Source organism: Pantoea sp. MHSD4 (assembly GCF_021043305.1).
Classification (GTDB): domain Bacteria; phylum Pseudomonadota; class Gammaproteobacteria; order Enterobacterales; family Enterobacteriaceae; genus Pantoea; species Pantoea eucalypti.
On the sequence record NZ_JAJNDH010000002.1, the window covers coordinates 233,575 to 256,753 of the forward strand.

Annotated in this window: 23 protein-coding genes; 17 read left to right on the forward strand and 6 right to left on the reverse strand. The window is 53.4% G+C overall.

The annotated features are described in order from the left end of the window. The first annotated feature begins 57 nt into the window (after positions 1-57). The 3 genes from LQK91_RS07900 to ddpX all read left to right on the forward strand — a co-directional run bounded on the left by LQK91_RS07900 (position 58) and on the right by ddpX (position 2,504). The gene (locus tag LQK91_RS07900) at positions 58-1,023 is read left to right on the forward strand and encodes a hypothetical protein (protein WP_008924981.1); all 966 of its coding nucleotides are present in this window, start codon (positions 58-60) and stop codon (positions 1,021-1,023) included. A 182-nt stretch (positions 1,024-1,205) separates the two neighbouring features. Then, the gene (locus LQK91_RS07905; protein WP_008924982.1) at positions 1,206-1,697 is read left to right on the forward strand and encodes a hypothetical protein; all 492 of its coding nucleotides are present in this window, start codon (positions 1,206-1,208) and stop codon (positions 1,695-1,697) included. Positions 1,698-1,922: 225 nt separating this feature from the next. Then, positions 1,923-2,504: a D-alanyl-D-alanine dipeptidase gene (ddpX, locus tag LQK91_RS07910; RefSeq protein WP_008924983.1), complete on the forward strand. Its 582-nt coding sequence runs from the start codon at positions 1,923-1,925 to the stop codon at positions 2,502-2,504. Between the two features lie 167 nt (positions 2,505-2,671). Here the strand turns inward: ddpX and LQK91_RS07915 are convergent, their stop codons facing one another. Continuing rightward, complete coding sequence (locus LQK91_RS07915; RefSeq protein ID WP_003854080.1) at positions 2,672-2,908, reverse strand: DUF2171 domain-containing protein; 237 nt, start codon at positions 2,906-2,908, stop codon at positions 2,672-2,674. 353 nt (positions 2,909-3,261) lie between these two features. Here LQK91_RS07915 and LQK91_RS07920 point away from each other — a divergent pair, with 353 nt between their 5' ends. The 7 genes from LQK91_RS07920 to LQK91_RS07950 all read left to right on the forward strand — a co-directional run bounded on the left by LQK91_RS07920 (position 3,262) and on the right by LQK91_RS07950 (position 8,220). Beyond that, complete coding sequence (locus LQK91_RS07920) at positions 3,262-3,858, forward strand: DUF1349 domain-containing protein (protein ID WP_003854078.1); 597 nt, start codon at positions 3,262-3,264, stop codon at positions 3,856-3,858. Between the two features lie 102 nt (positions 3,859-3,960). Then, positions 3,961-4,980: a DUF481 domain-containing protein gene (locus LQK91_RS07925; protein ID WP_008924985.1), complete on the forward strand. Its 1,020-nt coding sequence runs from the start codon at positions 3,961-3,963 to the stop codon at positions 4,978-4,980. Positions 4,981-5,083: 103 nt separating this feature from the next. Continuing rightward, the gene (gene corA, locus LQK91_RS07930; protein WP_003854075.1) at positions 5,084-6,049 is read left to right on the forward strand and encodes a magnesium/cobalt transporter CorA; all 966 of its coding nucleotides are present in this window, start codon (positions 5,084-5,086) and stop codon (positions 6,047-6,049) included. A 297-nt stretch (positions 6,050-6,346) separates the two neighbouring features. Then, complete coding sequence (locus tag LQK91_RS07935) at positions 6,347-6,580, forward strand: hypothetical protein (RefSeq protein ID WP_003854071.1); 234 nt, start codon at positions 6,347-6,349, stop codon at positions 6,578-6,580. A 474-nt stretch (positions 6,581-7,054) separates the two neighbouring features. Then, a complete protein-coding gene (locus LQK91_RS07940) occupies positions 7,055-7,327 on the forward strand; it encodes a cupin domain-containing protein (RefSeq protein ID WP_003854069.1) in 273 nt (90 codons plus the stop codon). A gap of 11 nt (positions 7,328-7,338) precedes the next feature. After that, complete coding sequence (locus LQK91_RS07945; RefSeq protein WP_008924986.1) at positions 7,339-7,764, forward strand: DUF4186 domain-containing protein; 426 nt, start codon at positions 7,339-7,341, stop codon at positions 7,762-7,764. A gap of 138 nt (positions 7,765-7,902) precedes the next feature. After that, complete coding sequence (locus tag LQK91_RS07950; protein ID WP_003854066.1) at positions 7,903-8,220, forward strand: hypothetical protein; 318 nt, start codon at positions 7,903-7,905, stop codon at positions 8,218-8,220. Between the two features lie 65 nt (positions 8,221-8,285). Here the strand turns inward: LQK91_RS07950 and LQK91_RS07955 are convergent, their stop codons facing one another. Then, entirely contained in the window at positions 8,286-9,524 is a 1,239-nt protein-coding gene (locus tag LQK91_RS07955; protein WP_003854064.1) for an AI-2E family transporter, read from the reverse strand. A gap of 351 nt (positions 9,525-9,875) precedes the next feature. Between LQK91_RS07955 and LQK91_RS07960 the strand changes: the two genes are divergently transcribed. Next, positions 9,876-10,205: a hypothetical protein gene (locus LQK91_RS07960; protein WP_003854059.1), complete on the forward strand. Its 330-nt coding sequence runs from the start codon at positions 9,876-9,878 to the stop codon at positions 10,203-10,205. Between the two features lie 14 nt (positions 10,206-10,219). On the opposite strand, the gene LQK91_RS07965 is transcribed toward LQK91_RS07960, so the two are convergent. Then, positions 10,220-13,978 carry an NAD(P)-binding protein gene (locus LQK91_RS07965; protein ID WP_105099423.1) on the reverse strand — a complete coding sequence of 1,253 codons (3,759 nt, stop codon included), beginning with the start codon at positions 13,976-13,978 and terminating at the stop codon, positions 10,220-10,222. Between the two features lie 603 nt (positions 13,979-14,581). Here LQK91_RS07965 and LQK91_RS07970 point away from each other — a divergent pair. Beyond that, the gene (locus LQK91_RS07970) at positions 14,582-15,274 is read left to right on the forward strand and encodes a YetF domain-containing protein (protein WP_003854056.1); all 693 of its coding nucleotides are present in this window, start codon (positions 14,582-14,584) and stop codon (positions 15,272-15,274) included. 14 nt (positions 15,275-15,288) lie between these two features. On the opposite strand, the gene LQK91_RS07975 is transcribed toward LQK91_RS07970, so the two are convergent. Beyond that, complete coding sequence (locus LQK91_RS07975) at positions 15,289-16,023, reverse strand: GNAT family N-acetyltransferase (RefSeq protein WP_003854055.1); 735 nt, start codon at positions 16,021-16,023, stop codon at positions 15,289-15,291. 188 nt (positions 16,024-16,211) lie between these two features. Between LQK91_RS07975 and LQK91_RS07980 the strand changes: the two genes are divergently transcribed. Further along, a complete protein-coding gene (locus tag LQK91_RS07980) occupies positions 16,212-16,418 on the forward strand; it encodes a hypothetical protein (RefSeq protein ID WP_003854053.1) in 207 nt (68 codons plus the stop codon). Positions 16,419-16,482: 64 nt separating this feature from the next. Here the strand turns inward: LQK91_RS07980 and LQK91_RS07985 are convergent, their stop codons facing one another. Next, the gene (locus tag LQK91_RS07985; RefSeq protein WP_003854051.1) at positions 16,483-17,676 is read right to left on the reverse strand and encodes a zinc-dependent alcohol dehydrogenase; all 1,194 of its coding nucleotides are present in this window, start codon (positions 17,674-17,676) and stop codon (positions 16,483-16,485) included. 150 nt (positions 17,677-17,826) lie between these two features. Then, complete coding sequence (locus LQK91_RS07990; RefSeq protein ID WP_105099422.1) at positions 17,827-18,417, reverse strand: hypothetical protein; 591 nt, start codon at positions 18,415-18,417, stop codon at positions 17,827-17,829. A 365-nt stretch (positions 18,418-18,782) separates the two neighbouring features. Between LQK91_RS07990 and LQK91_RS07995 the strand changes: the two genes are divergently transcribed. The 4 genes from LQK91_RS07995 to LQK91_RS08010 all read left to right on the forward strand — a co-directional run bounded on the left by LQK91_RS07995 (position 18,783) and on the right by LQK91_RS08010 (position 23,076). Continuing rightward, complete coding sequence (locus tag LQK91_RS07995; protein WP_008924991.1) at positions 18,783-20,069, forward strand: HAAAP family serine/threonine permease; 1,287 nt, start codon at positions 18,783-18,785, stop codon at positions 20,067-20,069. A 235-nt stretch (positions 20,070-20,304) separates the two neighbouring features. Then, positions 20,305-21,402, forward strand: coding sequence for an ABC transporter substrate-binding protein (locus LQK91_RS08000; protein WP_105099421.1), 1,098 nt, complete (start codon positions 20,305-20,307; stop codon positions 21,400-21,402). Positions 21,403-21,673: 271 nt separating this feature from the next. Further along, on the forward strand, positions 21,674-22,138 hold the full coding sequence (locus LQK91_RS08005; RefSeq protein ID WP_033763066.1) for an RcnB family protein: 465 nt from the start codon (positions 21,674-21,676) through the stop codon (positions 22,136-22,138). Between the two features lie 101 nt (positions 22,139-22,239). Further along, the gene (locus LQK91_RS08010; RefSeq protein ID WP_105099420.1) at positions 22,240-23,076 is read left to right on the forward strand and encodes a Cof-type HAD-IIB family hydrolase; all 837 of its coding nucleotides are present in this window, start codon (positions 22,240-22,242) and stop codon (positions 23,074-23,076) included. The last annotated feature ends 103 nt before the right edge of the window (positions 23,077-23,179 follow it).

Genomic DNA, 23,179 nt, shown 5'->3' on the forward strand with positions numbered 1-23,179 from the left:
GTGCCGGGAGAATGTTCCTGCCAGCCCTGTTATCCGTTAATTATTAAGGAGATACGTATGGATGAAAAAAAGTGTGTGGCCGGCAATCCATTGCAGGTAAACAAGGCATTGGAACTACAGGCATTGATTATGTGTTATTTCCCAAAATATACTAACTGCGAAGTTAAGTTTGAAGAATGCAACTGGGATTTCGGGGGTAGTGATAATGTTATTCAGTCAAAAATAAGAAGTATGGCTATATCAAAAGGGTATTGTAAAAAGGATTTTATAGTGCGAAACCGGATGGTTGTAAAAAAAGAAAAAGCAATCAGCCCCATAAAAACCCTTCACAGGGCATTAGTAGCAACCTATGTTACTTCAGGTAATTACTATAATACGCCCTTAAGACGACGTCTCAATCCAGTTCAGCGGCTTGTGTCTGAACCACTTACCATGAGTATGGAGGATGTCATTGAAAAGTTCAGGCGTGAAAGCGAAGAAGCTGCCAGAGGTTATGGGTTTAGCCTTGATTTTACTGTAAGAAGCATGAGATTACAGGGCAGGTTGTCTGCGGGCTTTTCAACATTACTGCTTAAAAATCTGCTATTGGAAAGAAAAAGAAAAGGGACAACGTTTCGTGGCGTTCTGGCGTCATCACAGTTTGTGACTTTGCTCGATTATTACAGTCAGCATTCTACCGTTGTAACCACAGATCAATTTCTTTCCACTACCACATATCAGCTTGTTGCCAGAGAGTTTTCCGCAGGAAAATATGATTCCCGATCTGTTTCTGAAGGAGATAAAAAAGTTGTCTTTATCGTGGAGGGATACTCTGGTGCAGAAATATCAGCCTGGATTGATGAAGGTGAAGTGTTATATCCGCCAGAAGTTTATTTTCAGGTCTGTCCAGTAAATACTTATGAAAAAATACGTTATCTGGGTGCTACATACGGCGCGTTTATCTATAAATTAAAAGAGGTTCCTGCGCCAGATACCGATAAGGAAATACCCTTTTTAACAGATGTTCATAAATTGCAACGTTAAGGCATAATTTTAATAACATGTTTGATATCACACCTGAAAATGCTGGGGTTAAAACATACACTCCATAAATATCTTCTTTTGGTTTTTTAGCTTTTAAGAAGAATATGGCGGTGTTTTCAGGGTGAGGTTTCTCTTATTTTTTTCTGGTGGATGCTTTTATTTTTCTATAAAAGGTAATGTTTATGTTAACAAGCACTCAACGTGATAAGTTAAAAAATATATTTAATCATCGTGCTAAAATGAAGACAATCAATTCATTTTTATCCTTACAAGAACCTGCGGGCCCAGAGCAAATCCTTGAGCTAAGGAGGTTGTCTGACAATGATTATTTTTTTGTCCCTGTGATGCCTGAAAGGAAAGTTAATATCCCGAAACCTCATGGGCGATTTTTATTTGTTATTCCCTCTTTCTCGCCAGGAAAGGTCTTCTGTGGCGTACCTGATGGTTACCGGACGTTTGCTTCTGATATTATCAAACCAATACAGGGCCATACTTCAATATGTCTTGATAAAGATGTGTTTTTTGCGGGTGAAGTGGATTTTATTAATGGCGTATTGAAAAGCTGGTCGAATAACAGTGGTCATTATATGCCAAAAGCAGAACTCATTGATATTAATTTTATTCCGGCAGTAAAATTACTCTTGCCTAAAAGTAAGTTTAATGAGATTTTTTGAAGTAATTTTTTGTTAATGATAGGCATGTAATTTTTTAGACTACTGTTTTTTTTGAAAAGCAGGATGTCCAGGAGTGCCAGAAAGATTCATTGACTACAGAATCTGGCAAATGCCTGCAAATACCTCAGAATTGGTAAAGGAAATAGATCGTTCATTACGGTCTGGAAGAATGCGTTAGCAAAGATACCTGAACCCTAAAATTTTATGAACAAGGAGCACCCCATCATGGAAAGTCAGAGTCTTGTTAATATCGCTGAGGCCTTTCCTCAGTCAGCCATCGATCTCAAATATGCCACCGCTGACAACCTCACCGGTAAGCCGATCTATCGCGACGCGCGTTGTCTGCTGCACGTTGATGCGGCGAAAGCGCTGGCAAAATGTATCAATATCGCCGGTGTGGCGGGCTATAAGATGCTGATCCTCGATGCATATCGGCCACCTGCTGCGCAGGCTATTTTATGGCAGGCCTGTCCGAATCCTGACTATGTTGTGCCGCTTTCGCGTGGATCAAACCACAGTCGCGGAACGGCGGTAGACGTGACGCTGATCGATGAGCGCGGTGAGATCGTGGATATGGGCACCGGCTTCGATGAGATGAGTGAGTACTCTCATCCTTATCATCCTGCGGTGCCTGTTCAGGCACAGCGCAACCGACTAATGCTTAATGCCATCATGCTGGGCGGTGGCTTCAGCAGTATTGCAACCGAATGGTGGCATTTTGAATTGCCCGGTTCAGAGAACTATCCTCTGATTGACGGTGTGTTTCACTGTTATTCCTCGTCCCATGCTGAAAATATCAACATCTGAAGCGTTATAAACAGGAGGGGTATAATGAGTGCAGGGAGATGCGTATCGCGCTGTTTAATATAAGCAGAGTGATTAAATAAATTCGGGAAGGGCGGAATGACGTTGTCATTTACAGCGGTTTTCTGGAGTAATAAAAATAAGCCGTGGCAGGCGCCACGGCTAACGATTTATGCAGACTGCCACTCGCTTTCAACATCCGCTTTGGCTTTAGAGAGAATGACTTTATTGTCATCCACTTCTTTAACCCAGCTGAATGGAATAATGTGGTGCTTGCCGCCTGCTTCAGGGTCGCTTTTCGCCAGTTTAATTTTGTCGTCGCCTTCAAAATGGTCGACAATACCGACATGTTCGCCATTTACATCAACAACCTGTGCGTGATCCAGAATCTCTGATTTATCTACCATGGTGGCTTAATCCTTATATTTGATGAGTTAAGTTGCCCTCAGACAAAACAAGCCTGGTAGTTAAATACGTTTTTAGCCAGGCGATTAACAAAATGAAATAGTTAAGTGCACTGGTCCTGGTCGATATTATTTCCCCTCATAAGTGTGTGAAAGAAAAATAAGCGAAACCGCAGATAAGGCGAATTTGTCTGTTGCATCAGGCATTCTGACCTGTTCATCTGCCACATCACTTTAATCAGATTAGCTGCGTGAGTCTGCCGCGCGTTTAACAACAAGGCTATGATAATCAGACCCATCGCCTTGCGGTAGAGCAACCTGATCGCGGGCGGTTTAACGTACAGAAAGGAGTCCCTATGACAGCAGTCAGTTCATTGACCACCGAAGGCGGCGTCTGGATTAATCAGCCGCCGGTACACAGTCTGGATGGCAATACGTTGCAGTTCGAAACCGCATTAAACAGTGATTTCTGGCAGCGCACCTGGTACGGCTTCGAACGGCACAGCGGCCACGCCTTTGGCTTCTGGGTAGAAAACGACTTCACCGTTCAGGTGCAGGTGAGGGCAGAATTCAGTCAGCTCTATGATCAGGCTGGTCTGTTCATTCAGGACAGTGAAACGCATTGGGTTAAAGCGGGTATTGAGTTCAACGATGACCAGCCCGCCATTGGCAGCGTGGTCACGCGTGAGTTTTCTGACTGGTCTACCGGCGTTTTTCCAGGCGATGCGCGTCAGTTCTGGATGCGAGCCACGCTGGAAAATGCCGCGCTGAGGATCCAGTACTCCACTGATGGAGAGATATGGCCGCTGTTGCGACTCTGCCCGTGGCCGGGTCAGGGGCGGCGTTTTGTCGGCGTGATGGGCTGCTCGCCCGAACGCGAAGGGCTGGGGGTTAGCTTTATGGATTTCGCGCTGACTCCGCCGCTCGGTAAAGCACTGCACGACCTGTCATAACCCTGGGCAGATTGCTTATCATCGCAGAATCGGCTTAATTGTCGGGTCAGAATTTGCGGTGACGCGTCGTCCATGCAGGACAACGCTTTTACAGGGAAAGCCATGCGTTGTTCCAACTTGTTGACCAGACTGCTGGTCATCTTCTGCTGTGCCGGATGGGCAGAGCAGGCCGCAGCCGATACCGTCTGGCTGAATAATGGCGACCGGCTGACGGGCACGATTCGTTATCTCAGTGACGGCAAGCTGGGTATAGAGACACAGTATGCCGGGACCGTCACGCTGGACTGGAATGCGGTCAGCACGCTCGCCAGCGAGAATCCGGTCAATGTCGAAAACAAACAGACCGGTGAGCATTATCAGGTGCGGCTCAGCTCGTCCGATCCCGGCTATGTCTGGGTTGAGCGCAACGAGCAGGAGCAGCAGGTCTCCCTCAGGCGTATTGACGAGTTTATGAAAGCCAAAGTACGCACCGATCAGCTCGCCTGGACCGGCAACATCGATGCGGGCGTCAAAGTCAAAAAAGCCTCGACCAAAACGGATGACTACAGTTTTGCGCTTAACACCAAACTCAACCAGGGAAAATGGCGGCATGACATCGGCGCGACCTTCAATCGCGAGCAGGAAAACGACAGCATCAACACCAGTAACTACAGCCTGCGCTATGCCTTTGATTACCTGGTCAGGGAGCAGTATTTCTGGCAGACCCGCGCGACCTACAAGCGCGACTGGGTTGAGAATCTCTCCCGGCAGGCGCTGATCGGTACCGGGCCAGGCTATCAGCTGTGGGACACTGAACTCAGCGCGTTCTCACTCTCATTGCTGGGCGGTGCCTTTGAGTATGGCTACAGCGATGACAGGGAAGAGCGACATTTTGGCGGCTCAGTACGCTGGAACTATCAGCGCTATTTGCTGGGCAAGTCGGTCACGCTTTACAGCAATGGCGACATCGGCCATTCGCTGGACGATGACGGGGTATTTATGCTGGATGCGGAAGTCGGAATGCGCTATAGCCTGACTTCCTGGTCAACCCTGCATATTGGCTATCATCGCAACCTGGTCAGCGGCATACCGGATACCCTGAATGAAGGCATCTTCTCCACCGGGCTTGGGCTAAAGTGGTAATCCGCAGATTGCGCAACGCCGCAGCAAATCCTTACGGTTTTTATCCGGTTACAGGCCCGGCATTAGCTAAGCTCCATGTACTGTCACAACAGGAATGCAGAAGATGATCGTAAGTAGCATGGTGTATCGTCCGGGATGCGCGGGCGAAGAGGTCCAGGTCGATGATATCAGTGAAGTGATTAAAGAGCCGGAGGCGTTTATCTGGCTTGGGCTGTGGCAGCCAGACGCTGAGTTTATGGCGAAGATTAAAGAGGAGTTTGGACTCCACGAACTGGCGGTTGAGGATGCGCTTAATGCCCATCAGCGACCTAAAATCGAACATTATGGCGACTCACTGTTTATTGTCGTGAAGACGGTGTGCGCTAAGGATGATACCTGCGAGCTGGGTGAGTCCCATTTCTTTGTTGGGAAAAAATTCCTGATCAGCATCCGTCACGGCGCATCGGAAAGCTACACCCCGGTGCGACAGCGGGCGTCTGAAAACCCGGCGCTGCTAAAATTTGGTCCGGCCTATCCGCTTTACTGCCTGCTCGATTTTGTCGTGGATCGGTATGCTCAACTCTCCACCTCTCTGAATGAGCGGGTCGGGCAGATGGAGAACGATCTCTTTACCAGCGAATTCGACCGCAAGTCGGTGCAATCGGTTTACACCATGCGTCGTCATCTGCTGTCGCTGCGCAATGCGGCGCTACCGGTTGAAGAGATCTGCAATCAGCTGATTCACCTGCATGAAGATTTGATACCCCGTCCGCTGCGTGCCTATATCCGTGACGTACAGGACCATGCCCGCCATGTGGTAACCGACGCGGAAGATATGCGCGAGATGCTGACCAGCGCCATGCAGGTCAATCTGGCGCTGGTCACGGTGCAGCAGAATGAAGTGGTGAAAAAGCTGGCCGGCTGGGGCGCGATTCTGGTGATCCCGACAGTTGTATTCAGCATGTATGGCATGAACTTCGAGCACATGCCAGAGCTGAAGTCGCTGTATGGTTATCCGCTGGCTGTCGGGCTGACACTGGTGGCCTGCGGCGGGCTGTGGGCCAGGCTGCGCCGCTCTGGCTGGTTGTGATCGTGACGGGTCAGGAGAGGCTGCACAGGCGGTCATCCGGTTCCTGACCCGTGTTATTTCGCTGTAACTGACGCAGCTGCCCGTTTTTGCCGCGGGTCCACATGAAGATGCGCGGGATTGGTCCGGCAGAACAGGCAACAGACACCGCCACAAAGCGAACCCTTTGACGCTGCGCTTATTCTGCCGCTGCCCTTGTAATCCTGTCGATTTAGTTCAGACTCACTACTCCACTCATGTTTTATCATCAGAGCTGGCCTGACTATCAATCAGCGTTATGCTTTTACAGTCAGGATTAATGTGAATGAATTTACACGTTTTACCTTCTATCCGATCACCGGCTGGCATATCGGTCCTCTGAGCTCGCATCAGGCACTCGTCCTCAAATTCGGTTATATCGATCCCGACGCCCCGCGTGAACAGGGCCCGCAGGAGACGCTGTTCCTGGGGCTGACCATTGAAATGGCCAAAAAACTGGTTGCCAGTCTTTCCGAACATATCGACTACGCCGAAAAAATGGGCAACCAGCACTAGTTTCCATCCGGGAAGACGCCTGGCGGTTGGCATTCAGTAATCCATCGTCGGGTGCGCACACCGTTACGCTGCCGCCGCATTTAACCTACTGGCACCACCGCCGACAATAACGCTATCCACGCCACACTATGCGACTGGCCTACGCTGCGATTCACTGGCTGTCGCTGCGGGGTTCGTTTTCGTCTGATTGCAGCATAATGAGTCCTGTTTGAGTCAGCAGCGTCTGTGCCCGACGGGCCTCCACGCCTCTTTTGGACTATTGGTAGTTAATCAGCAATAGCCCTGTTCTTTCATGGTGAACACACTTTTTTGTCATCCTGATGTCAAACCAGCGACAATAAGAGAGCAGGAACACCATCCGACTGACCGGTCAACAACGTTGCCTGCGCGACGGTACGTAACCCGTTGAGTGCCATAAGTAACCATAAAGATCGTCTACACTGCTTAGGGTCTGTTCCACATTGAGGTGTTGCCATGACCGAACATGAATTCAGAAAATTGTTAGCCGAACAGGGCTTTGATGAGCCGCTGCTGGTTGAACGTGCAGCGTCAGCCCAGCTTGATAATCACGTCCATCCCTTTGAGGCGCTGGCACTGATTCTCAGTGGTGACATCACTATCAGTACTGAACAGGGCGACACGACTTATCATCCCGGTGAGACATTTCACCTGCAGCCGAATGAGCTGCATCGCGAGGCGTTTGGTCTGCAGGGCGTCAGTTATCTGGCGGGACGTAAATATGAGTAACGAGTATTAGCATGAAGGTTTCAGACGATCTCTTTATCCGGCTGGCGCGCTCACCGTTCCGCCAGCGTTTTCGCCTTGGACGCGCTGAATATGATTACGCCAACAGCAAAGGCGAGTCGGTGGTGAGACAGCACGCCGCAGGGTTTGTGGAACAGCGCCTTGCGCCTGCCCAGCCTGAGAATGATGGCAAACAGACACCCATGCGCGGCCATCCGGTGTTTATCGCCCAGCACGCCACCGCGACATGCTGTCGTGGCTGTCTGAGTAAATGGCACAATATCGGACAGCATCAGCCGCTGAGTGCTGAGCAGCAGGCGTATGTGGTAACGGTGTTACTGGCGTGGATTACGCGACAGCTGGAACAGCCTGCGCCGCCTGCTCGCGTGACCCGAAATCAGCCTGAAAAAGACGACGATCCGCAGCTCGCGCTTTGGTAGTGGGCGAAAAATCTACAATCAATCACTTTTTCTGGTGAAAACTGGCCCTTTTTCATTCCTGGTTTATTCTTAAATCTTTCCTGGGAAGGCTATGCCAGGATTAAAACCTACACGGCAACGATGAATACAGAGGGAATTATGAAGAAATCAATTATTGCACTGTCTGCTATTTTGCTGGCCTCGCCAGTATTTGCTGCTACTACTACAGACAACACCGTTGCAGAAGCGCATAAAGGCGCTGATACCGCGAAAGAAAAACTGCATCAGACCCAGAACGAAGGCGAAGAGCTGAAGCTGAAGTCTGAGCACGCCGCTGAAGGCAAGAGCCACACCACCGGTAGCAAAATCACCGAAGGTACACAGAAGGGCTGGCACAAAACCAAAGAAGGCACTGAGAAAGGCTGGGATAAAACCAAGCAGGGTGCTGAAGATCTGAAAAACAAAGCGACCAACTAATTCGCTGCTGTTTCAGAGTTAAAAAAAACCCACCGAAAGGTGGGTTTTTTTATGGCCTGACGCTGTCAGGGCTTATTCAAGGCTGCTTTCTCTCTCTGCGAGGCGACTAACGCTGAGACTTTGCTTTCCGTTTCTGCAGCCGCTTCCGCTGATGCCGCAGCCGCTTCTGCCGCGGCTTCTGCTGCTGCCTCGGCGGCGTCATCGGACTGTTTCTTGCCTTCTTCGATAAACTCTTCGTCGATGGCTTCGATATTCTCGCGGTTGTCGCGTCCGGAGAGGAGATTCCAGCAGGCGATAAACAGAGCAGCAATCACCGGACCGATAACAAAACCGTTAATGCCGTAGATTTCCATGCCGCCCAGCGTGGCAATCAGGATCATATAGTCAGGCATTTTGGTGTCTTTGCCGACCAGCAGCGGACGCAGGATATTATCCACCAGACCGACAATCACCACGAAGAAACCCACCAGGAACAGCCCTTTCCACAGTGCGCCAGTGGCGAAGAAGAAGATCGCCGCAGGCACCCAGATAATGGCGGAACCGACGGCCGGAATCAGGGAGAGGAAGGCCATCAGCGCACCCCACAGCAGGCTGCCGTCGATGCCGGTAAACCAGAAGGCCAGCCCGCCGAGAATACCCTGAACGATACCGACTACCACCGTGCCTTTCACCGTCGCGCGCGCCACGGCGGCAAACTTCACCATCAGGTGATGCTTCACGTAGGTTGAAAGCGGCAGCGCTTCCAGAATCAGATGTACCAGATAGGAGCCATCTTTCAGCAGGAAGAACAGCAGATAAAGCATGATGCCAAAGCCGACGGTGAAGCTGAACGTTCCTTTACCGATAATAAAGGCGCTGCCCGCGACATACTGACCGCCCTTAAGGGCAAACGAGGAGAGCTTCTGCTGAATCTGCCCGGCGTTATCCAGATTGTTTTCAGCCAGAAAATGCTTCGCCCAGCGCGGCAGATGCTGCAACAGATCGGCGAAGACCACCGGGAACTGCGACGAGTTGGTCTGCAGCTTGTGATAGACCGCGTTGGTTTCAACCACCAGTGAGGAGGCAATGATCGCCAGCGGCGTAAACACAATCAGGCAAATACAGAGCAGGGTAATTAACGCCGCTACGCCATTACGATCACCCAGTCGATTACGAAGCCAGGTTTTCAGCGGATGGAAAATGACCGCCAGAATCGCTGCCCATAAAATCGACGAGAAATAGGGCGAAAGGACGTCAAAAAAAGCGACGGTGGCGATAGCCAGAATCAAAATGAAAAACCCGATGTTCAATCCTTTAAAACGCATGGAAAAACCTCATCTGGAACAAACGCTGATAAACCCGACGCGCAAATTTTCTGTGCCTGTCTTCGCCTATGCGAGGGCCTGGGACGCATTAACGGTCTGGCTTTGTTCTTAACACGCTGCTGGTGGCAGCATCATACTGGCTAACTATCTGAAAGGTCTGGCAGAAGTGATGAACGGATAATGTTCGTTCGCTGCGTGACTTCCGGTCGGTAGCAGGCTGCTTATGACTGCAGCGCGCTGAATCCTACATTAGCGTAGCGGTTTCGACCATTATTGGTAGGTCAGAGACTCATGTTCTCTGTGTATGCTGCCGATAATAGCGTTGACTGAGCAAAAAACAGGCAATAAGAAATGGGTAAACCGAGCGTTTTAACGGTGCTGCTGGCGCTGGCACTAACCGGCTGTGCCACCAAACAGTATCCTCAGGCGGCGGCGGTAACGCCGGAAGAGACGGCGACACTTAACTGCAGTGCACTGGATCAGGAACTCGTGAAAGCGCACAGCGTGCAGAGTGACATTGAGCAAACCGGCCAGTTTGATGCACTGACCGTACTGGGGTTTGTCGGCGATTTCGGGCTGGGTAATGGCATTGCGAAATACAATGCCAGCCAGAAGGCAGAACGGCGACTGAATCAGTTACAGTCGCTGAAAGCCGCGAAGTGCAGCCAGCGACTGTCGTAGCGGGCGGCTTAAAATCAGCCAACGGTTCCTGCGCGGACATGCTGCAGCCGGACATTTTCGGCTGCACGTTTACCTGCCAGAAACGCGTGATCCGAATTGTAATATTCCCACTCGCTGTAGCGACCCGACAGATGAATATCCTGAGTCAGCAGCCACTGACGGATCAGCGCCACGTTATCGCTTCGTGCATGGTCATAGACCACGTAGGCATAGGGCATATCAACCTCTGAAGCACAAAGCAGCGGATCGTCCGCAGTGATCATGCCGACCCTGATGCAATCCTGACGGCAGCGCTCAATCAGCGCATCGCCCTCCAGCGGCAGTGGGTTGGCCGCATTGTAGGTGATTTCGCAGGTTAAGCCGAATCCGCCCGGCGGATTGCAGTGTGGGCTGGCATTACCCTGCACAAAGATGCGGTGGAACAGCGTATCGCCAGGATAGTAAATCCAGTGCTTTTCGGTCAGATCAGCGCGACCAATGCCCAGATTCACACAGCGCACCGAAACAAACTGCAGCTGCTGCGCCGCCCGTTGCACACTCTCCGGCACCTCATCGCCCATCAGTTTAATCAGCTCAGGTAGCGGCATGGTGCTAATCAACTGCTCATAACGGTAGTGGCGACCATCCGCCAGCAGCGCAACATGCGCCTGCGAATAGATGCGGGTCAGCGTCGTATCCGTTTCCAGCGTACATTTCAGATGCGGCAGGAAGCCGGACATCAGTGCCTGGAAACCGCCGCGCAGCGGATAGCCAAATCGGGCGTTAGGGCCGACCGGTTTCGCCAGTGGTTGTAGTGCGCCATCGATGATCTGCGACAGATCGGGCAGTGGGACGCGTCCGCCCAGCCACGAGGTTTCCATATCTGTCAGCGGCACTTTCCACAGCTTCTGGTTGTAGGGCAGGGCAAAGTGACGTGCGATGCCTTTACCCCAGGTTCGCATAATGAAGTGCTGGAAATCCTCTTCGCCTTCCACCATGCCGCTGCTGCTGCCCTCATCAGGAATCGCGCCATCCGCACAGCAATCCCGCCGCGCCCGCGCGCGATCCAGCGGCACGGCAGCTGTCGCCGTTGCGCCATAACGCGCCTCGATAGCCCCCAGCACGCACTCTTTTACCACTTCGACGGGTAAGCCGTGCAGCGCAGACTGGAACGGATAGCGGGTATACACGCCGTCACTGTAGACCCAGGCTTCACGTGCCTGCCAGTGCAGATTGTCGCCCAGCAGCATTTCATAGAGCTGCAACACATATGGGTCCTGCGAGAACATAATGTGACCAGCATAATCGAAGGTGAACCCCTGATCGTCAATCGAGCGGCACCAGCCGCCTGGGGTGCTATTTTTCTCCAGCAGGACTGCGCCTTCGCCATAGTGATAACCGGCGCTCAGCCCGGTGGGTCCGGCGCCGATAATCAGGCAGGGCACCGCTTCGCTCTCCAGCATGGCCGGCGTTAAAGGTGTGACGTTAGCCTGTGCGCTGGCCTGACTGGCTGACTTCAGGGCAGGCTGACGTTGCGCGAGCGCCTGCTGGATCAGCCCATGTATCTGCTCAGCGGTGCGATCCCATGAGGTGGCATCCACTTTTGTCTGCATCCGTCCCATCAGCGCCAGCCGCTCAGCGGCACCCATCGCCATTGCCTGTTCACAAGCGGCAATAAACGCCGGGTGAGTTTCTGCTACTGCCACCTCCTCTGCGTAGTGGCGCGCCACATCGACAATCGCGGTACTGACAATCGGCAGCTGCGCCGCCATATATTCCAGCACCTTGGTAGGCGAGATGAAGCGGGTGGAGGCATTAATGGCGAACGGCATCAGACAAACATCCCAGCCTGCCAGAAATTGCGGCAGTGCCTGGTAGGGCTGCTGGCCGAGCCAGTGAATATTGTCGCGCTGTGGCAGGCTGGCGGGATCAATTTTTACTACCGGCCCAACCATAATGATCTGCCATTCGGGGTGGGTGTCTGCCAGCGTCGCAATCAGCGACAGGTCGATGCGCTCATCAAGCACGCCGTAGTATCCCAGACGCTGCGGTGGAATCGTATCCTGCAACGGATGACGATTAGTGCGATCGCGTGCCTGCTCAAAATGAACAGCATCGACACTGCTGGGAAAGCAATAGACCTGAGAATGTTTGTCACGCTTCGCTTCGTAAAGACTGGTGCCGCCGGTAAAGACCAGATCGGCGCGGGTCATCAGTGCCGATTCGCGCTGTTGCAACTGGCGCGGCGCATTCCGGAAGGCGGAAAGCTCATCCATACAGTCGTAAATTACCAGCGAGGGATCAAACGGCGTCAGCAGCGGCAGCGCCATCGGCGTATAGAACCAGATCAGCGGCTGTTCATCTTCCTCAAGAAGTGGCGCCAGCAGCAGCAACAGTGGCGCGATCTGGCTGTCATGAAAACCGGGCGCGTCGCTGTCGGTATGTGGCTGGATGACCGTGATGTTAGCGGCAGGTGAACTCTGATGCAGACCCGGTGGCCCCGACTGCCGGACCGGCTCCTCGAAAAACAGCACGCGATAGTGCTGCGCCAGGCGTGTCAGAAGCTGCTGCGGACGCTGGAAAACAAATCCCCAGCGTAAATGGCTGAAAACAATGAGAACAGGTGGTTTCATGGTGTGCTCCTGACGTTGTAGTGGGGACTGAATGTGCTGCAAAAAGCGCTGCGCCTGCCGTAAAGCGTCGGCATAAGGCTGCTGTAACTGGCGGGCGTAAGGATCCGGCCCCAGCAGATCGAGATCCCATAAACCGCTGCGGGTCCAGAAGGTTGTCTCTTCCCACAAGGGACGATCGAGGATCGGATAGAGGCAGACGCCGATCAGATCAACGCCTGCTAGCTGTGCCTGCGCTACCTGGGCGGTGATTTCGCTGATCCAGGCTCCACGTCCGCTGCCAACATGACTCGTTTCCGCCAGCAGAATGGGCCGCTGGTAACGCTGCCAGACTTGCTGCAGCATCTGATGCAGTGGCTGGCGGCGGTTGTCGCCCAGATGCCAGTAAAGGCGGAGGTTTGAGCCCTGTTCCCACTGGTTATCGTGGTAGTAATTCACGCCAATCAGATCGAGATAGCGCGGTGTGCCACCCAGCTCCGGGTTACGCCTGCCGCTAAGCATGTCCCACGCCTGATACTGGGTATCGCACATCTCACGTGCCAGCACGTCACTGGTGGGATCGGCAGGATCGGGCACGATATGGATCAGCGGATCGCAGTGCAGCAGACGGGCGCGCGGATCGGCCAGCCAGATCGCATCACAGGCGGCCAGAGTGGCGCGAACCAGTTGCTGCTTGGCAGCATCCGCCCGATCCGGCGCCGGAATCGCCTCACAGGCGAACAGCCCGACCGAGATGCCCCAACTGACAAAGGAGATTTCATTCATTGGGGAGTAGACCGGCGGCTGCTGATACCAGGGCGCCAGAAAGCGGGCCAGCGCACCGCAGAACGCAGCAAAGCGACTGATAAAATCGTGATCAAACAGGCTGACGCCAGCGGGCCAGCCGTAATGGCAGATTGTCCAGCTCAGCTGGATGCCCTGCTGCTCTGCGGCCCGCATCCGCGCAGCGACCGTCGAAAAGTCATAATGCCCATCGCGTTCACATAAGCGCCAGCCGACGCTTTCGCGTACCGTGCGAATAGAAAAGGGGGACAGCGCGGCATAATCCTCTGCTACACGTGCCTGATGCTGATTAAGATCGTTCATCGACAGCGCAATCCCGGCAGGATTGATATGGTCGGCACCTTCATAGCCGGCCTGCCAGAAACTGGTAAAAGGCGTCATGGCATCTCCCGAAAAAAAAGCAACACGTTTCTCTCTGACGAGCCGTCGTGAAACGGGTCAGGGCGTTACAGGTATGCATTGCAGACTGGTCGTTATGACCAGTCTGAACAGATGGGCGATCCTTGCCATAAGGCACAACCACTGAAGGACAGGCATCAGGTCCTGTGGCGGTCTGGACGAGAGATAGCAGGTATCTATGTGCGGCGCTATCGACAGGAAAAAGGCTGACTTCTCTGAATGTTATCGGGTTTACGGAAGCCTTACTGGAAAGTATAGATGCGAGAGTGTGGTAATCAACTCATTGAATTAAAAAGAAAAAAGCGTAGCGGTAAAAGAATTCCAGTCAGAAACAGGATGTTTTTTGGTTAAGTTTCATAATCTGTTTGATAAGCGCAACGTGAACAGCGTCAGCGCTATTTTCAGCTTTATTAACCTTTTCCTTCACATGCAGAGAGGTCAGACTCACCCGCTTTTACGTTACAGCTTCGCTTGCCTTTTGGCGGGCTGGCGACAAGATTTACTTATCACTGGCCTGAATCTGCGGGTCATCAACGGAGGGCTGCGATAATGCGCGTTCCCTTAAAACAGGATGTTTAGCAGACTATGTTCTCATTCGACTGGCACCGTTTCTTACTCAACGATCAACCGGCCACTTTTTTATTTGAGGTGGTGGCGCGGGTCCTGATCGCATATCTGGTGGTATTCACCTTTTTGAAAGTGTCTGGACGACGCGGCGTGCGCCAGCTGTCCCTGTTCGAACTGGTGGTCATCCTGACACTGGGCTCGGCATCGGGTGACGTCACATTTTACGATGATGTACCGGTGTTGCCGGTCATTATGGTGTTTGTGGTGCTTCTGGCCCTCTACCGCCTGACGACCTGGCTGACGGCACACAGCCCGCGCTTTTCACGATTTATTCAGGGCGACGTCATTACGCTGATTAAAGATGGGTTGTATGTGCTGGAAAGTCTGGATCGGCTGAATATTTCCGAAGATGAGTTCTTTATGGAGTTGCGGCAGAGCGGCGTGGAGCATCTGGGACAGGTCCGGCTGGCGCTGGTGGAGGTCGACGGTCAGCTTAGCCTCTATTTCTATGATGATAATGAGATGCGCGCCGGGCTAAGCATACTGCCGCCGGAGCATCGGCAGGATTACAGTACGGTGCCGATCAGCGCCCTTTACGCCTGCACGCATTGCGGGCAAACACAGAGGATAGAAGCCGGGCAGCCGGCCGTCTGTCCGCGCTGTCAGCGGCAGCGCTGGTCTGCGGCACTGAGCGTGCGTCGGCTGCATTAATGGCCCGTGCCTGCTTAACCTTTCCGGCTTGTCGCGTCAGTATCGCCCCGATGAGCACCGGCGAAACAGGCGCTGAGTGAGCGCTTTTGCTCTCCTTCGGCGGTGAAATTATCCGCGCTCAGCCAGGCGTTCAGGGCGCGCTGAACGTCTGGCCATTCCCGATCAATCATCGACAGCCAGTCGGTATCCCGATTACGCTGTTTTCGCGTCATGACCTGACGAAAACGGCCCTCAAATCGAAACCCCAGCCGTTCTGCTGCGCGTCGTGACGCCACATTGGTTGAATCACAGCGCCACGCGACTCGCCGATACCCCAGCGAGAAAGCCTGTTGCAGCAGCAGAAAAATCGCCTCGCTGCCGATAACACTACGCTGCATCAGCGGCGACCAGGTGACGTGACCGATTTCAAGGGTGCCATGTTCGGGTTCAATGCTGGCGAAGCAGACCACACCGCAGGGCTGCTGATTCGGCGTGCAGACAGTGAAGGGTACCAGGGCTTTATCAGCAACTTTATCCGCAATCCAGCGCTGCATCTGCATCAGCGAAGCGGGCCGCTCTGCGCTCAGCCAGGTCCAGTCGCGATCATCCGGTGCCAGCATAAAGGCCTGTAACAGCGACGCCGCATGTTCCACGCTAAGCGGTAAAAGAAGGCAGTGCTGTCCCTGGAGAGGAACGCCGTGAGGTCTGGCGACCGGCTGCCAGTCAGGCAACGCTTCACCGACCGGCTGATCAAACTGATTGATGTTCACTGGCATCCTCCTGAAGGGAATAGGGACGGGAAGCGGGAAAACTTTCGAGCTGTACTGACGGGCTATCCTGAACCGCGAGTAAACCCGTCGCAGCTTGTTCCCGCTACCCACATAACTTTGCCTGTTACTGACAGAAAATGAAAACCCTTCAGGCAGCATAGCGACACCGAATTCATTGAGGTATGCGTATGAAAGTGAGGCTGGCCAGTACATTACTGTTTTTGCTGTTATCGTTTGGCGCGTTTTCACAACAGGTGATCAGTGAAAGTCATCCCCATTCACGCAGTGCGCGACTGCTCGAGCAGGGGAGTCAGGTGGACACGGCGGATTCGCCGGATGAACATCTGCTGGAGCGGCGGGAGTGGCGAAGCAGTCTGGAGCGTAAGCCGTTTTGAAATGAATTCCCCGGCAGAGTTCTCTGCCGGGGAGCAGGGAATGTGGCCCTGCTGGTTCATGTGACTAAATGGTGGCCTGGGAGGCTGCCATGCCAGGCACCAGAATCACCTTGCGACACTCCTCTTCGCGTTTTGCGAAAATATCGTAGCCGCGTGCGGCATCTTCCAGCGGGAGATGGTGAGTTATAATCTCTTCCGGCGTCAGATGGCCCTGCTCAATCAGCTTCAGCAGGTCAGGCAGATAAGCATGGACATGCGTCTGTCCCATCTTAAAGGTCAGCCCTTTGTCGAAGGCATCGCCAAACAGAAAGCCGTGAATAAATCCTGCGTAGACGCCTGGCACGCTGACGATACCGCCACGTCGCACTGCAGCAATACACTGACGCAATGCTTTGCCGCTACTGCCTTCCAGCTTGAGATTGGTGAGCACGGTCTCAGTCATGCTGCCTTTTGCCTCAAACCCGACGGCATCAATTACGGCATCTACACCGCGATTGCCGGTACTGTGTTCGATAATCCAGCCAGCCGGATCATCAATTTCATCGAAATTAATCGGGATTACGCCGTAACGTTCGCGGGCAAAGTTTAAGCGGTAATTATTATGGTCAATCATGTAGATCTGTTCGGCACCCTGCTGGCGGGCGCAGGCAGCACTGAGCAGGCCAACCGGTCCGGCACCGAAAATTGCCAGGCTGGAGCCCGGCTTGACCTCAGCGTTTTTCACCGCCTGCCAGGCAGTGGGCAGAATATCCGACAGGAACAGCACTTTTTCATCCGACAGCACCGACGGCACTTTGAACGGGCCTGTATTGGCTTTGGGCACACGGACATATTCCGCCTGGCCGCCAGGCACACCGCCATAAAGCTTGCTGAACCCAAACAGCGCCGCAGGTGGCGTGATGTTTTTGCGGTTCAGGATGGCGCCTCGTCCGCTATTGGTATTTTCACAGGCGGCATACTGACTCATGAGGCAGAAAAAGCAGTCGCCACAGGCGATAACAAAAGGGATGACAACCCGATCACCTTTGGCCACGGCGGTCACGGCGCTTCCGGTCTCAACCACTTCACCCATAAACTCATGACCGAAGATATCGCCATGCCCGGTCCCCGGGATTTTGCCGCGATAGAGATGCAGGTCTGAACCGCAAATAGCGGTAGCGGTCACACGCAGGATAATATCATCGGCGGCTTCCAGTCCCGGATCGGGCACGTTATCCACACTGACTTTATGGGGACCATGATAAGTTAATGCTTTCATCTCTTCATCTCCTGCTGACAAGGGAATGGTGGTCAGGCCAGAAGGCGTGACTACCCGCGGGAAAGACTCAGGGAACCTGAAATCGCAACCTGCCTGAAGTGTAGTAACCCTTTGAGGAGTAAGCAGAGCGGTGCATATGACTGACCTGTATCAGCCGGGCTGACAGGGCGGATGCAGCTGGATCGTAGCGACCGGGGCGGAGGCCGAATCGGGCTGCCAGCGGGCCAGATCGGCAAAGGCACGACGATAAACCGTATCGATCTGCGCCGGAACCTGTTCGATGTAGTGAAACGCATGCTCGCGTGTTTCACCGGTGAGATTCTGCAAATAGTGCCGTGCGTCATCCAGCGTGGGGATCTGGCCTTCCGTTCCCGCCATGCGGGCGGGCAGACCGGTCCAGATTAATCCTTCAATGCCTTTCGTCTGTGCCCACACCGCCAGCGGTCCGGTTGCGTTCTCTGTCACCGTAATCATGCCGATGCCATCGACGCGGCTGTCCGGAATCGCCTCACGAAGGCGCAATGCACGGCAGGCGCTCTCCAGTGACGCCGTGTTTAACCAGGCCCAGAGTACCTGCACCGGTTTTGCGTTCAGACAGATTGCGGTCGAGAGTTCACCGCCGTCAGCGATGCGCACAAATTCAATCGGTACCGCAGGACCATCATGATGCCACGGACTGGCCACTGGCAGGTCGCCGGTTTTCCAGATTAACGATCCCCATCCCAGGCAGGCAATCTTCATTTTCATCTCCTTTGCATCTGTCGGCGTGATCGCGACAGCGTGAGGTAAAGCGTAGTCCGTTATGCTGAATCGTTGCAGGGATCACCTTTTTAAGGGGGTAAAACCGCCACATAAATGGCATGATCGCCGTGCAGTCGCCTTGCACGATGTGACGGATTTTTGCGCAACACATGCGAGTTTATCTTCGTTACTTGAAGTTTTATCGTCATGTAGTGTAAAAAGTGGCGCACGCAATCGATTACCTATGCGCGGGCGGATCAGCGGCACCCTTCACTGATCCGCTTGCAGCAGAGGCGGAGAGCGGGAGAGACCTTTTCCTGCCTGTTGGCTCAAATTAATGGCGGCTTTTTAACACGGAAAATCTGATGAAAACCACGCAAACGGGCACGCTGGGTGCGCTTGAGAGTGACGTCGATACGGGATGGCGTAAAACCGACACCATGTGGATGCTGGGTTTATACGGCACGGCAATTGGCGCGGGTGTACTGTTCCTGCCAATTAATGCGGGTGTCGGCGGTCTGATCCCGCTGATCATTATGGCGGTGCTGGCTTTTCCGCTGACCTTCTTTGCGCACCGCGCTCTGACGCGCTTTGTGCTCTCCGGTAAAAATCCGGCCGGTGATATCACTGAAGTGGTCGAGGAGCATTTTGGCGTCGGCGCGGGCAAGCTGATTACGCTGCTCTATTTCTTCGCTATCTACCCGATACTGCTGATGTACAGCGTGGCGATTACCAATACGGTAGAGAGCCTGATGGTGCATCAGCTTGGCCTGGTGCCACCGCCGCGTGTGCTGCTGTCGCTGCTGCTGATTGTCGGACTGATGACCATTGTGCGTTTCGGCGAGAAGATGATCGTGAAAGCGATGAGCGTGCTGGTTTACCCGTTTGTGGCGGTACTGATGCTGATGGCCTGCTACCTGATTCCACACTGGCACGGCGCGGCGCTGTCGACCCTTAACGTTCAGCCTGCGGGCAGCAGCCTGTGGATGACGCTGTGGCTGGCGATTCCGGTGATGGTCTTCTCGTTTAACCATTCACCTATCATCTCTTCCTTTGCGCTGGCGAAGCGCGAAGAGTATGGCGATGCCGCTGAGAAAAAGTGTTCGCGCATTCTGGCCTGTTCGCACCTGATGATGGTAGTGACGGTGATGTTCTTTGTGTTCAGCTGCGTGCTGAGCCTGTCGCCCGAAGATTTACACGCTGCCAAGGCGCAGAACATCACCATCCTTTCTTATCTGGCTAACCATTTTCAGGTGCCGATGATTGCGTGGATGGGGCCGCTGATTGCCATTGTGGCGATCACCAAATCATTCCTGGGTCACTATCTGGGTGCGCGCGAAGGATTTAACGGTATGGTCAATAAGGCGTTGCGCAGTCGCGGTAAGACCATCGCGCCAGCCAGACTGAATCGCCTGACGGCACTCTTTATGCTGCTGACCACATGGCTGGTGGCGACGCTGGACCCGAATATTCTCGGCATGATTGAGACACTGGGCGGACCGATTATTGCCATGATCCTGTTCCTGATGCCGATGTATGCCATCCAGAAGGTGCCCGCGATGCGTAAATACAGTGGTCACATCAGCAACCTGTTTGTTGTGTTGATCGGACTAATTGCTATCTCTGCAATCTTCTATTCGCTGGTGAAGTAACACGCAACAGGCGCATCTCAGTCACGCTGAGACGCGCCTGCTTTCCTGCCCGCTACTCGCCGTTCTTACTCTCCTCCTCCGCAATTCTGCGCCATCGCTTCGTGATTTCAGCCAGCAGTCGCGTTCCTGATCTTCTCTGCCAGTAGCATCCGGTCAGCAATTTTTACATTTGTTACGTATTCGCATGGTAAAGTAAACGCGAATAATTATTATTCCTTTATGGGACAGGAGAAAAATGAAAATCGGGATTGCTGCAGCTACCACACTTTTACTGTCAACGGCCTGTGCGGCTACCACCTATCCGGTCACCGTGACCGACATGGATGGCCAGAAAATTACGCTGCAAAAAGAGCCGCAACATGTAATTTTGCAGGATGGGCGCGACGTGATGTCGCTGGCACTACTGGATCGACAGAATCCGTTTCAGCGGGTTGTCGCCTGGAACAACCTGCCGAAAAAGCAGGACACTCAGACCTGGGACCTGCTGAAGCAGCGCTGGCCGCAGGCCGCATCCATTGTGGACATGGGCTTTAACGATCAGGGACAGGTCAATCTGGAGAGCGTGCTGGCTCAGCAGCCCGATATGATGATTGCCCAGCTGCGTGCCAAACCGGCCCTGATGCAGTCAGGCGTGCTGGCGACCCTGAAAAATCTGCATATCCCGGTGCTGTTCCTGGATGATGAACTCCATCCAAAAGAGAATACCCTGAAGAGTGTGAAAGTGCTGGGCACCGTTCTGAACCGCGAAGCCGAGGCAAAAGCCTATGCCGATTTTTACCAGCAGCGCTGGGAGATGCTTCAGCAGAAGATTGCGCAGGTGCAGCACAAGCCGACAGTGTTTATTGAGCCAATTGCCGGCAACAGCGATAACTGCTGCTTTACCCACGGTCATAACGGCTGGGGCGCGCTCGTAGAAGCGGTCGGTGGAAAAAACATTGGCTCAGCGTTACTGCCCGGCAGTTCAGGGTTTGTGTCGCTGGAGAAGATTATCGCCATGAAGCCGGACGTCTACATCATGACCGGCTCCAAACGCCCGAACAGCAATGTGCTGCCGTTTGGCTACGGTGCCAGCCAGGCTGACGTGACCGCCACCTTTAACCGCCTGCAGAGCCGTACCGGTCTGGAGCAGATCGAACCGATAAAACAGAAGCGGGTGTATGGCGTTTATCACCATTTCTATAATCACCCTTACAACATTATCGGAATGGAAATTCTGGCAAAAGATCTCTATCCGGATTTGTTCAGGGATCTGGATCCGACGGCTGATTATCACCACATTGTGACGCACTTTACCGGGTTACCGGACGCGCCAGTGATCCTCAGTACGCCATAACCGGATAACGCGTCAGAGAGCGATTCAGCATCCTGACGCATCTCAACGCTTAAACAGTCAGCCTGATGCGTGATTATCAGGCTGACTCTTTGATATCTGGATTATGTCAGGAAAGCTGTCCGGATATGACGCGTGTTAAGAAAGCGCTAAGCAAGCGTAATAGTGTGTAAGTTACCGGATTTTAAGACTTTTGAAGATGTCTCCCGCCACAATTATTGCCATCATGCCGATCAACGGTGCCTGAACAGCCGTTATTTTCGGAGGCAGTATCATGAAAAAAACAACACTCACGCTTATCGCTTCACTTTTGACATGCAGCACACTCTTTTCTCAGCCCTCACGGGCAGACGATCACGGAGACGCACCGCGTATGCCGGTGCCACATCAGAATGATGATCATCGTCCTGACAATCGCGGTCCTGACCAGAATCGCGGCCGCGACAATCGCGATCATGATATGGGCAATCATCGCCCGGATCAGGATAACAAACGCCATGGCAGAGAGGGCCGCAATGAACGGGACCATTTCGCCTGGCAGGGGCACGACTTCCGTCGCGGCCATCCTGTTCCGCCAGAATATCGCGGTGACCACTATCGTGTAGCCGACTGGCATGAACGCGGTCTGCGTGAACCGCCACGTGGTTACCACTGGGCAAACATTGATGGCAACTATGTGCTGATTGCTGCCGCGACCGGGGTGATTACCGCGCTGGTGCTGAATAGCGCCCTGAACTGATTCCCGGGGGATGGCTCAGGCCATCCCTCTTTCTTTCCGTTTTGCTGCGCCAGCGGCTATCCTGAGACTCCACTCTGAAATTTCCTGTGTAAGGAGTCATGATGACGACGGTTAAGATGGTTGCGGTAGATATGGATGGCACGTTTCTGGACGATAACAAGCAGTATAATCGATCCCGTTTTCTCGACTGCTATCAGCAACTCACCGCCCGTGACATCAAATTTGTGGTAGCCAGCGGCAATCAGTATTACCAGCTCAAATCCTTCTTCCCGGAGATCGCCAGCGATATCGCTTTTGTGGCAGAGAACGGCGCATGGATTATTGATCGTGATGAGGAGATGTTTTGCGGTGCCTTTGAACGACGTGATGTGGAAGCGGTCATCGACACTCTGCAAAACGGCAACTATCCCGGCCTGCGTTACCTGCTGTGTGGACGTGACAGCGCGTATTACTTCGAGGGCATGGAAGAGACCTGGCTTAAGAAGATGCGCCACTACTGTCACCGGCTGAAGCCGATTCATCATCTGAATGAGGTGCAGGATGACAGGCTGTTTAAGTTCGCACTGAATCTGTCTGACGATCACATAGAAGCACTGATGGCGGATATTGAGCGTTTGCATCAGGGCCGCGTGGCGGCGACCTCCAGCGGTCACGGTTCGGTAGATTTGATCGTGCCGGGAAATCATAAAGCGCACGGTCTGGATCTGCTGGCTCAACGTTGGGGGATTACGCACGATCAGGTGCTGGCCTTCGGCGATGGCGGTAACGATCTGGAGATGCTCAAACAGTCCGGCTTTAGTTTTGCCATGGGCAACGCGCCAGAGCGGGTGAAGCAGGCGGCGCGCTTTGAAGCACCCTCTAACAACGAGCAGGGCGTGCTGCAGGTGATTGAGCAGATGCTGGCAGGTGAGGGGCCTTTTAGCGCCAGAGAGGCTTAGCCTCGCGTCTCAGAGCGCGGATGCAACAGAATTGCGCTGAGCGGATGCCTGACCTGCCAGGGCTGGCAGGTCAGAATTGCCGGAACCGGGAAGCGAGATTCGC

Bases quoted from the DNA above. Each gene is read 5' to 3' on its own strand.
- LQK91_RS07990 (WP_105099422.1), bottom strand. From the start codon at position 18,417: ATGAAGATTGCCTGCCTGGGATGGGGATCGTTAATCTGGAAAACCGGC.
- LQK91_RS07995 (WP_008924991.1), top strand. From the start codon at position 18,783: ATGAAAACCACGCAAACGGGCACGCTGGGTGCGCTTGAGAGTGACGTC.
- LQK91_RS07915 (WP_003854080.1), bottom strand. From the start codon at position 2,908: ATGGTAGATAAATCAGAGATTCTGGATCACGCACAGGTTGTTGATGTA.
- LQK91_RS07955 (WP_003854064.1), bottom strand. From the start codon at position 9,524: ATGCGTTTTAAAGGATTGAACATCGGGTTTTTCATTTTGATTCTGGCT.
- corA (WP_003854075.1), top strand. From the start codon at position 5,084: ATGATCGTAAGTAGCATGGTGTATCGTCCGGGATGCGCGGGCGAAGAG.
- LQK91_RS07960 (WP_003854059.1), top strand. From the start codon at position 9,876: ATGGGTAAACCGAGCGTTTTAACGGTGCTGCTGGCGCTGGCACTAACC.
- LQK91_RS07905 (WP_008924982.1), top strand. From the start codon at position 1,206: ATGTTAACAAGCACTCAACGTGATAAGTTAAAAAATATATTTAATCAT.
- LQK91_RS07940 (WP_003854069.1), top strand. From the start codon at position 7,055: ATGACCGAACATGAATTCAGAAAATTGTTAGCCGAACAGGGCTTTGAT.
- LQK91_RS08010 (WP_105099420.1), top strand. From the start codon at position 22,240: ATGACGACGGTTAAGATGGTTGCGGTAGATATGGATGGCACGTTTCTG.
- LQK91_RS07980 (WP_003854053.1), top strand. From the start codon at position 16,212: ATGAAAGTGAGGCTGGCCAGTACATTACTGTTTTTGCTGTTATCGTTT.
- LQK91_RS07950 (WP_003854066.1), top strand. From the start codon at position 7,903: ATGAAGAAATCAATTATTGCACTGTCTGCTATTTTGCTGGCCTCGCCA.
- LQK91_RS08000 (WP_105099421.1), top strand. From the start codon at position 20,305: ATGAAAATCGGGATTGCTGCAGCTACCACACTTTTACTGTCAACGGCC.
- LQK91_RS07945 (WP_008924986.1), top strand. From the start codon at position 7,339: ATGAAGGTTTCAGACGATCTCTTTATCCGGCTGGCGCGCTCACCGTTC.
- LQK91_RS07920 (WP_003854078.1), top strand. From the start codon at position 3,262: ATGACAGCAGTCAGTTCATTGACCACCGAAGGCGGCGTCTGGATTAAT.
- LQK91_RS07900 (WP_008924981.1), top strand. From the start codon at position 58: ATGGATGAAAAAAAGTGTGTGGCCGGCAATCCATTGCAGGTAAACAAG.
- LQK91_RS07970 (WP_003854056.1), top strand. From the start codon at position 14,582: ATGTTCTCATTCGACTGGCACCGTTTCTTACTCAACGATCAACCGGCC.
- LQK91_RS07925 (WP_008924985.1), top strand. From the start codon at position 3,961: ATGCGTTGTTCCAACTTGTTGACCAGACTGCTGGTCATCTTCTGCTGT.
- LQK91_RS08005 (WP_033763066.1), top strand. From the start codon at position 21,674: ATGAAAAAAACAACACTCACGCTTATCGCTTCACTTTTGACATGCAGC.
- ddpX (WP_008924983.1), top strand. From the start codon at position 1,923: ATGGAAAGTCAGAGTCTTGTTAATATCGCTGAGGCCTTTCCTCAGTCA.
- LQK91_RS07965 (WP_105099423.1), bottom strand. From the start codon at position 13,978: ATGACGCCTTTTACCAGTTTCTGGCAGGCCGGCTATGAAGGTGCCGAC.
- LQK91_RS07985 (WP_003854051.1), bottom strand. From the start codon at position 17,676: ATGAAAGCATTAACTTATCATGGTCCCCATAAAGTCAGTGTGGATAAC.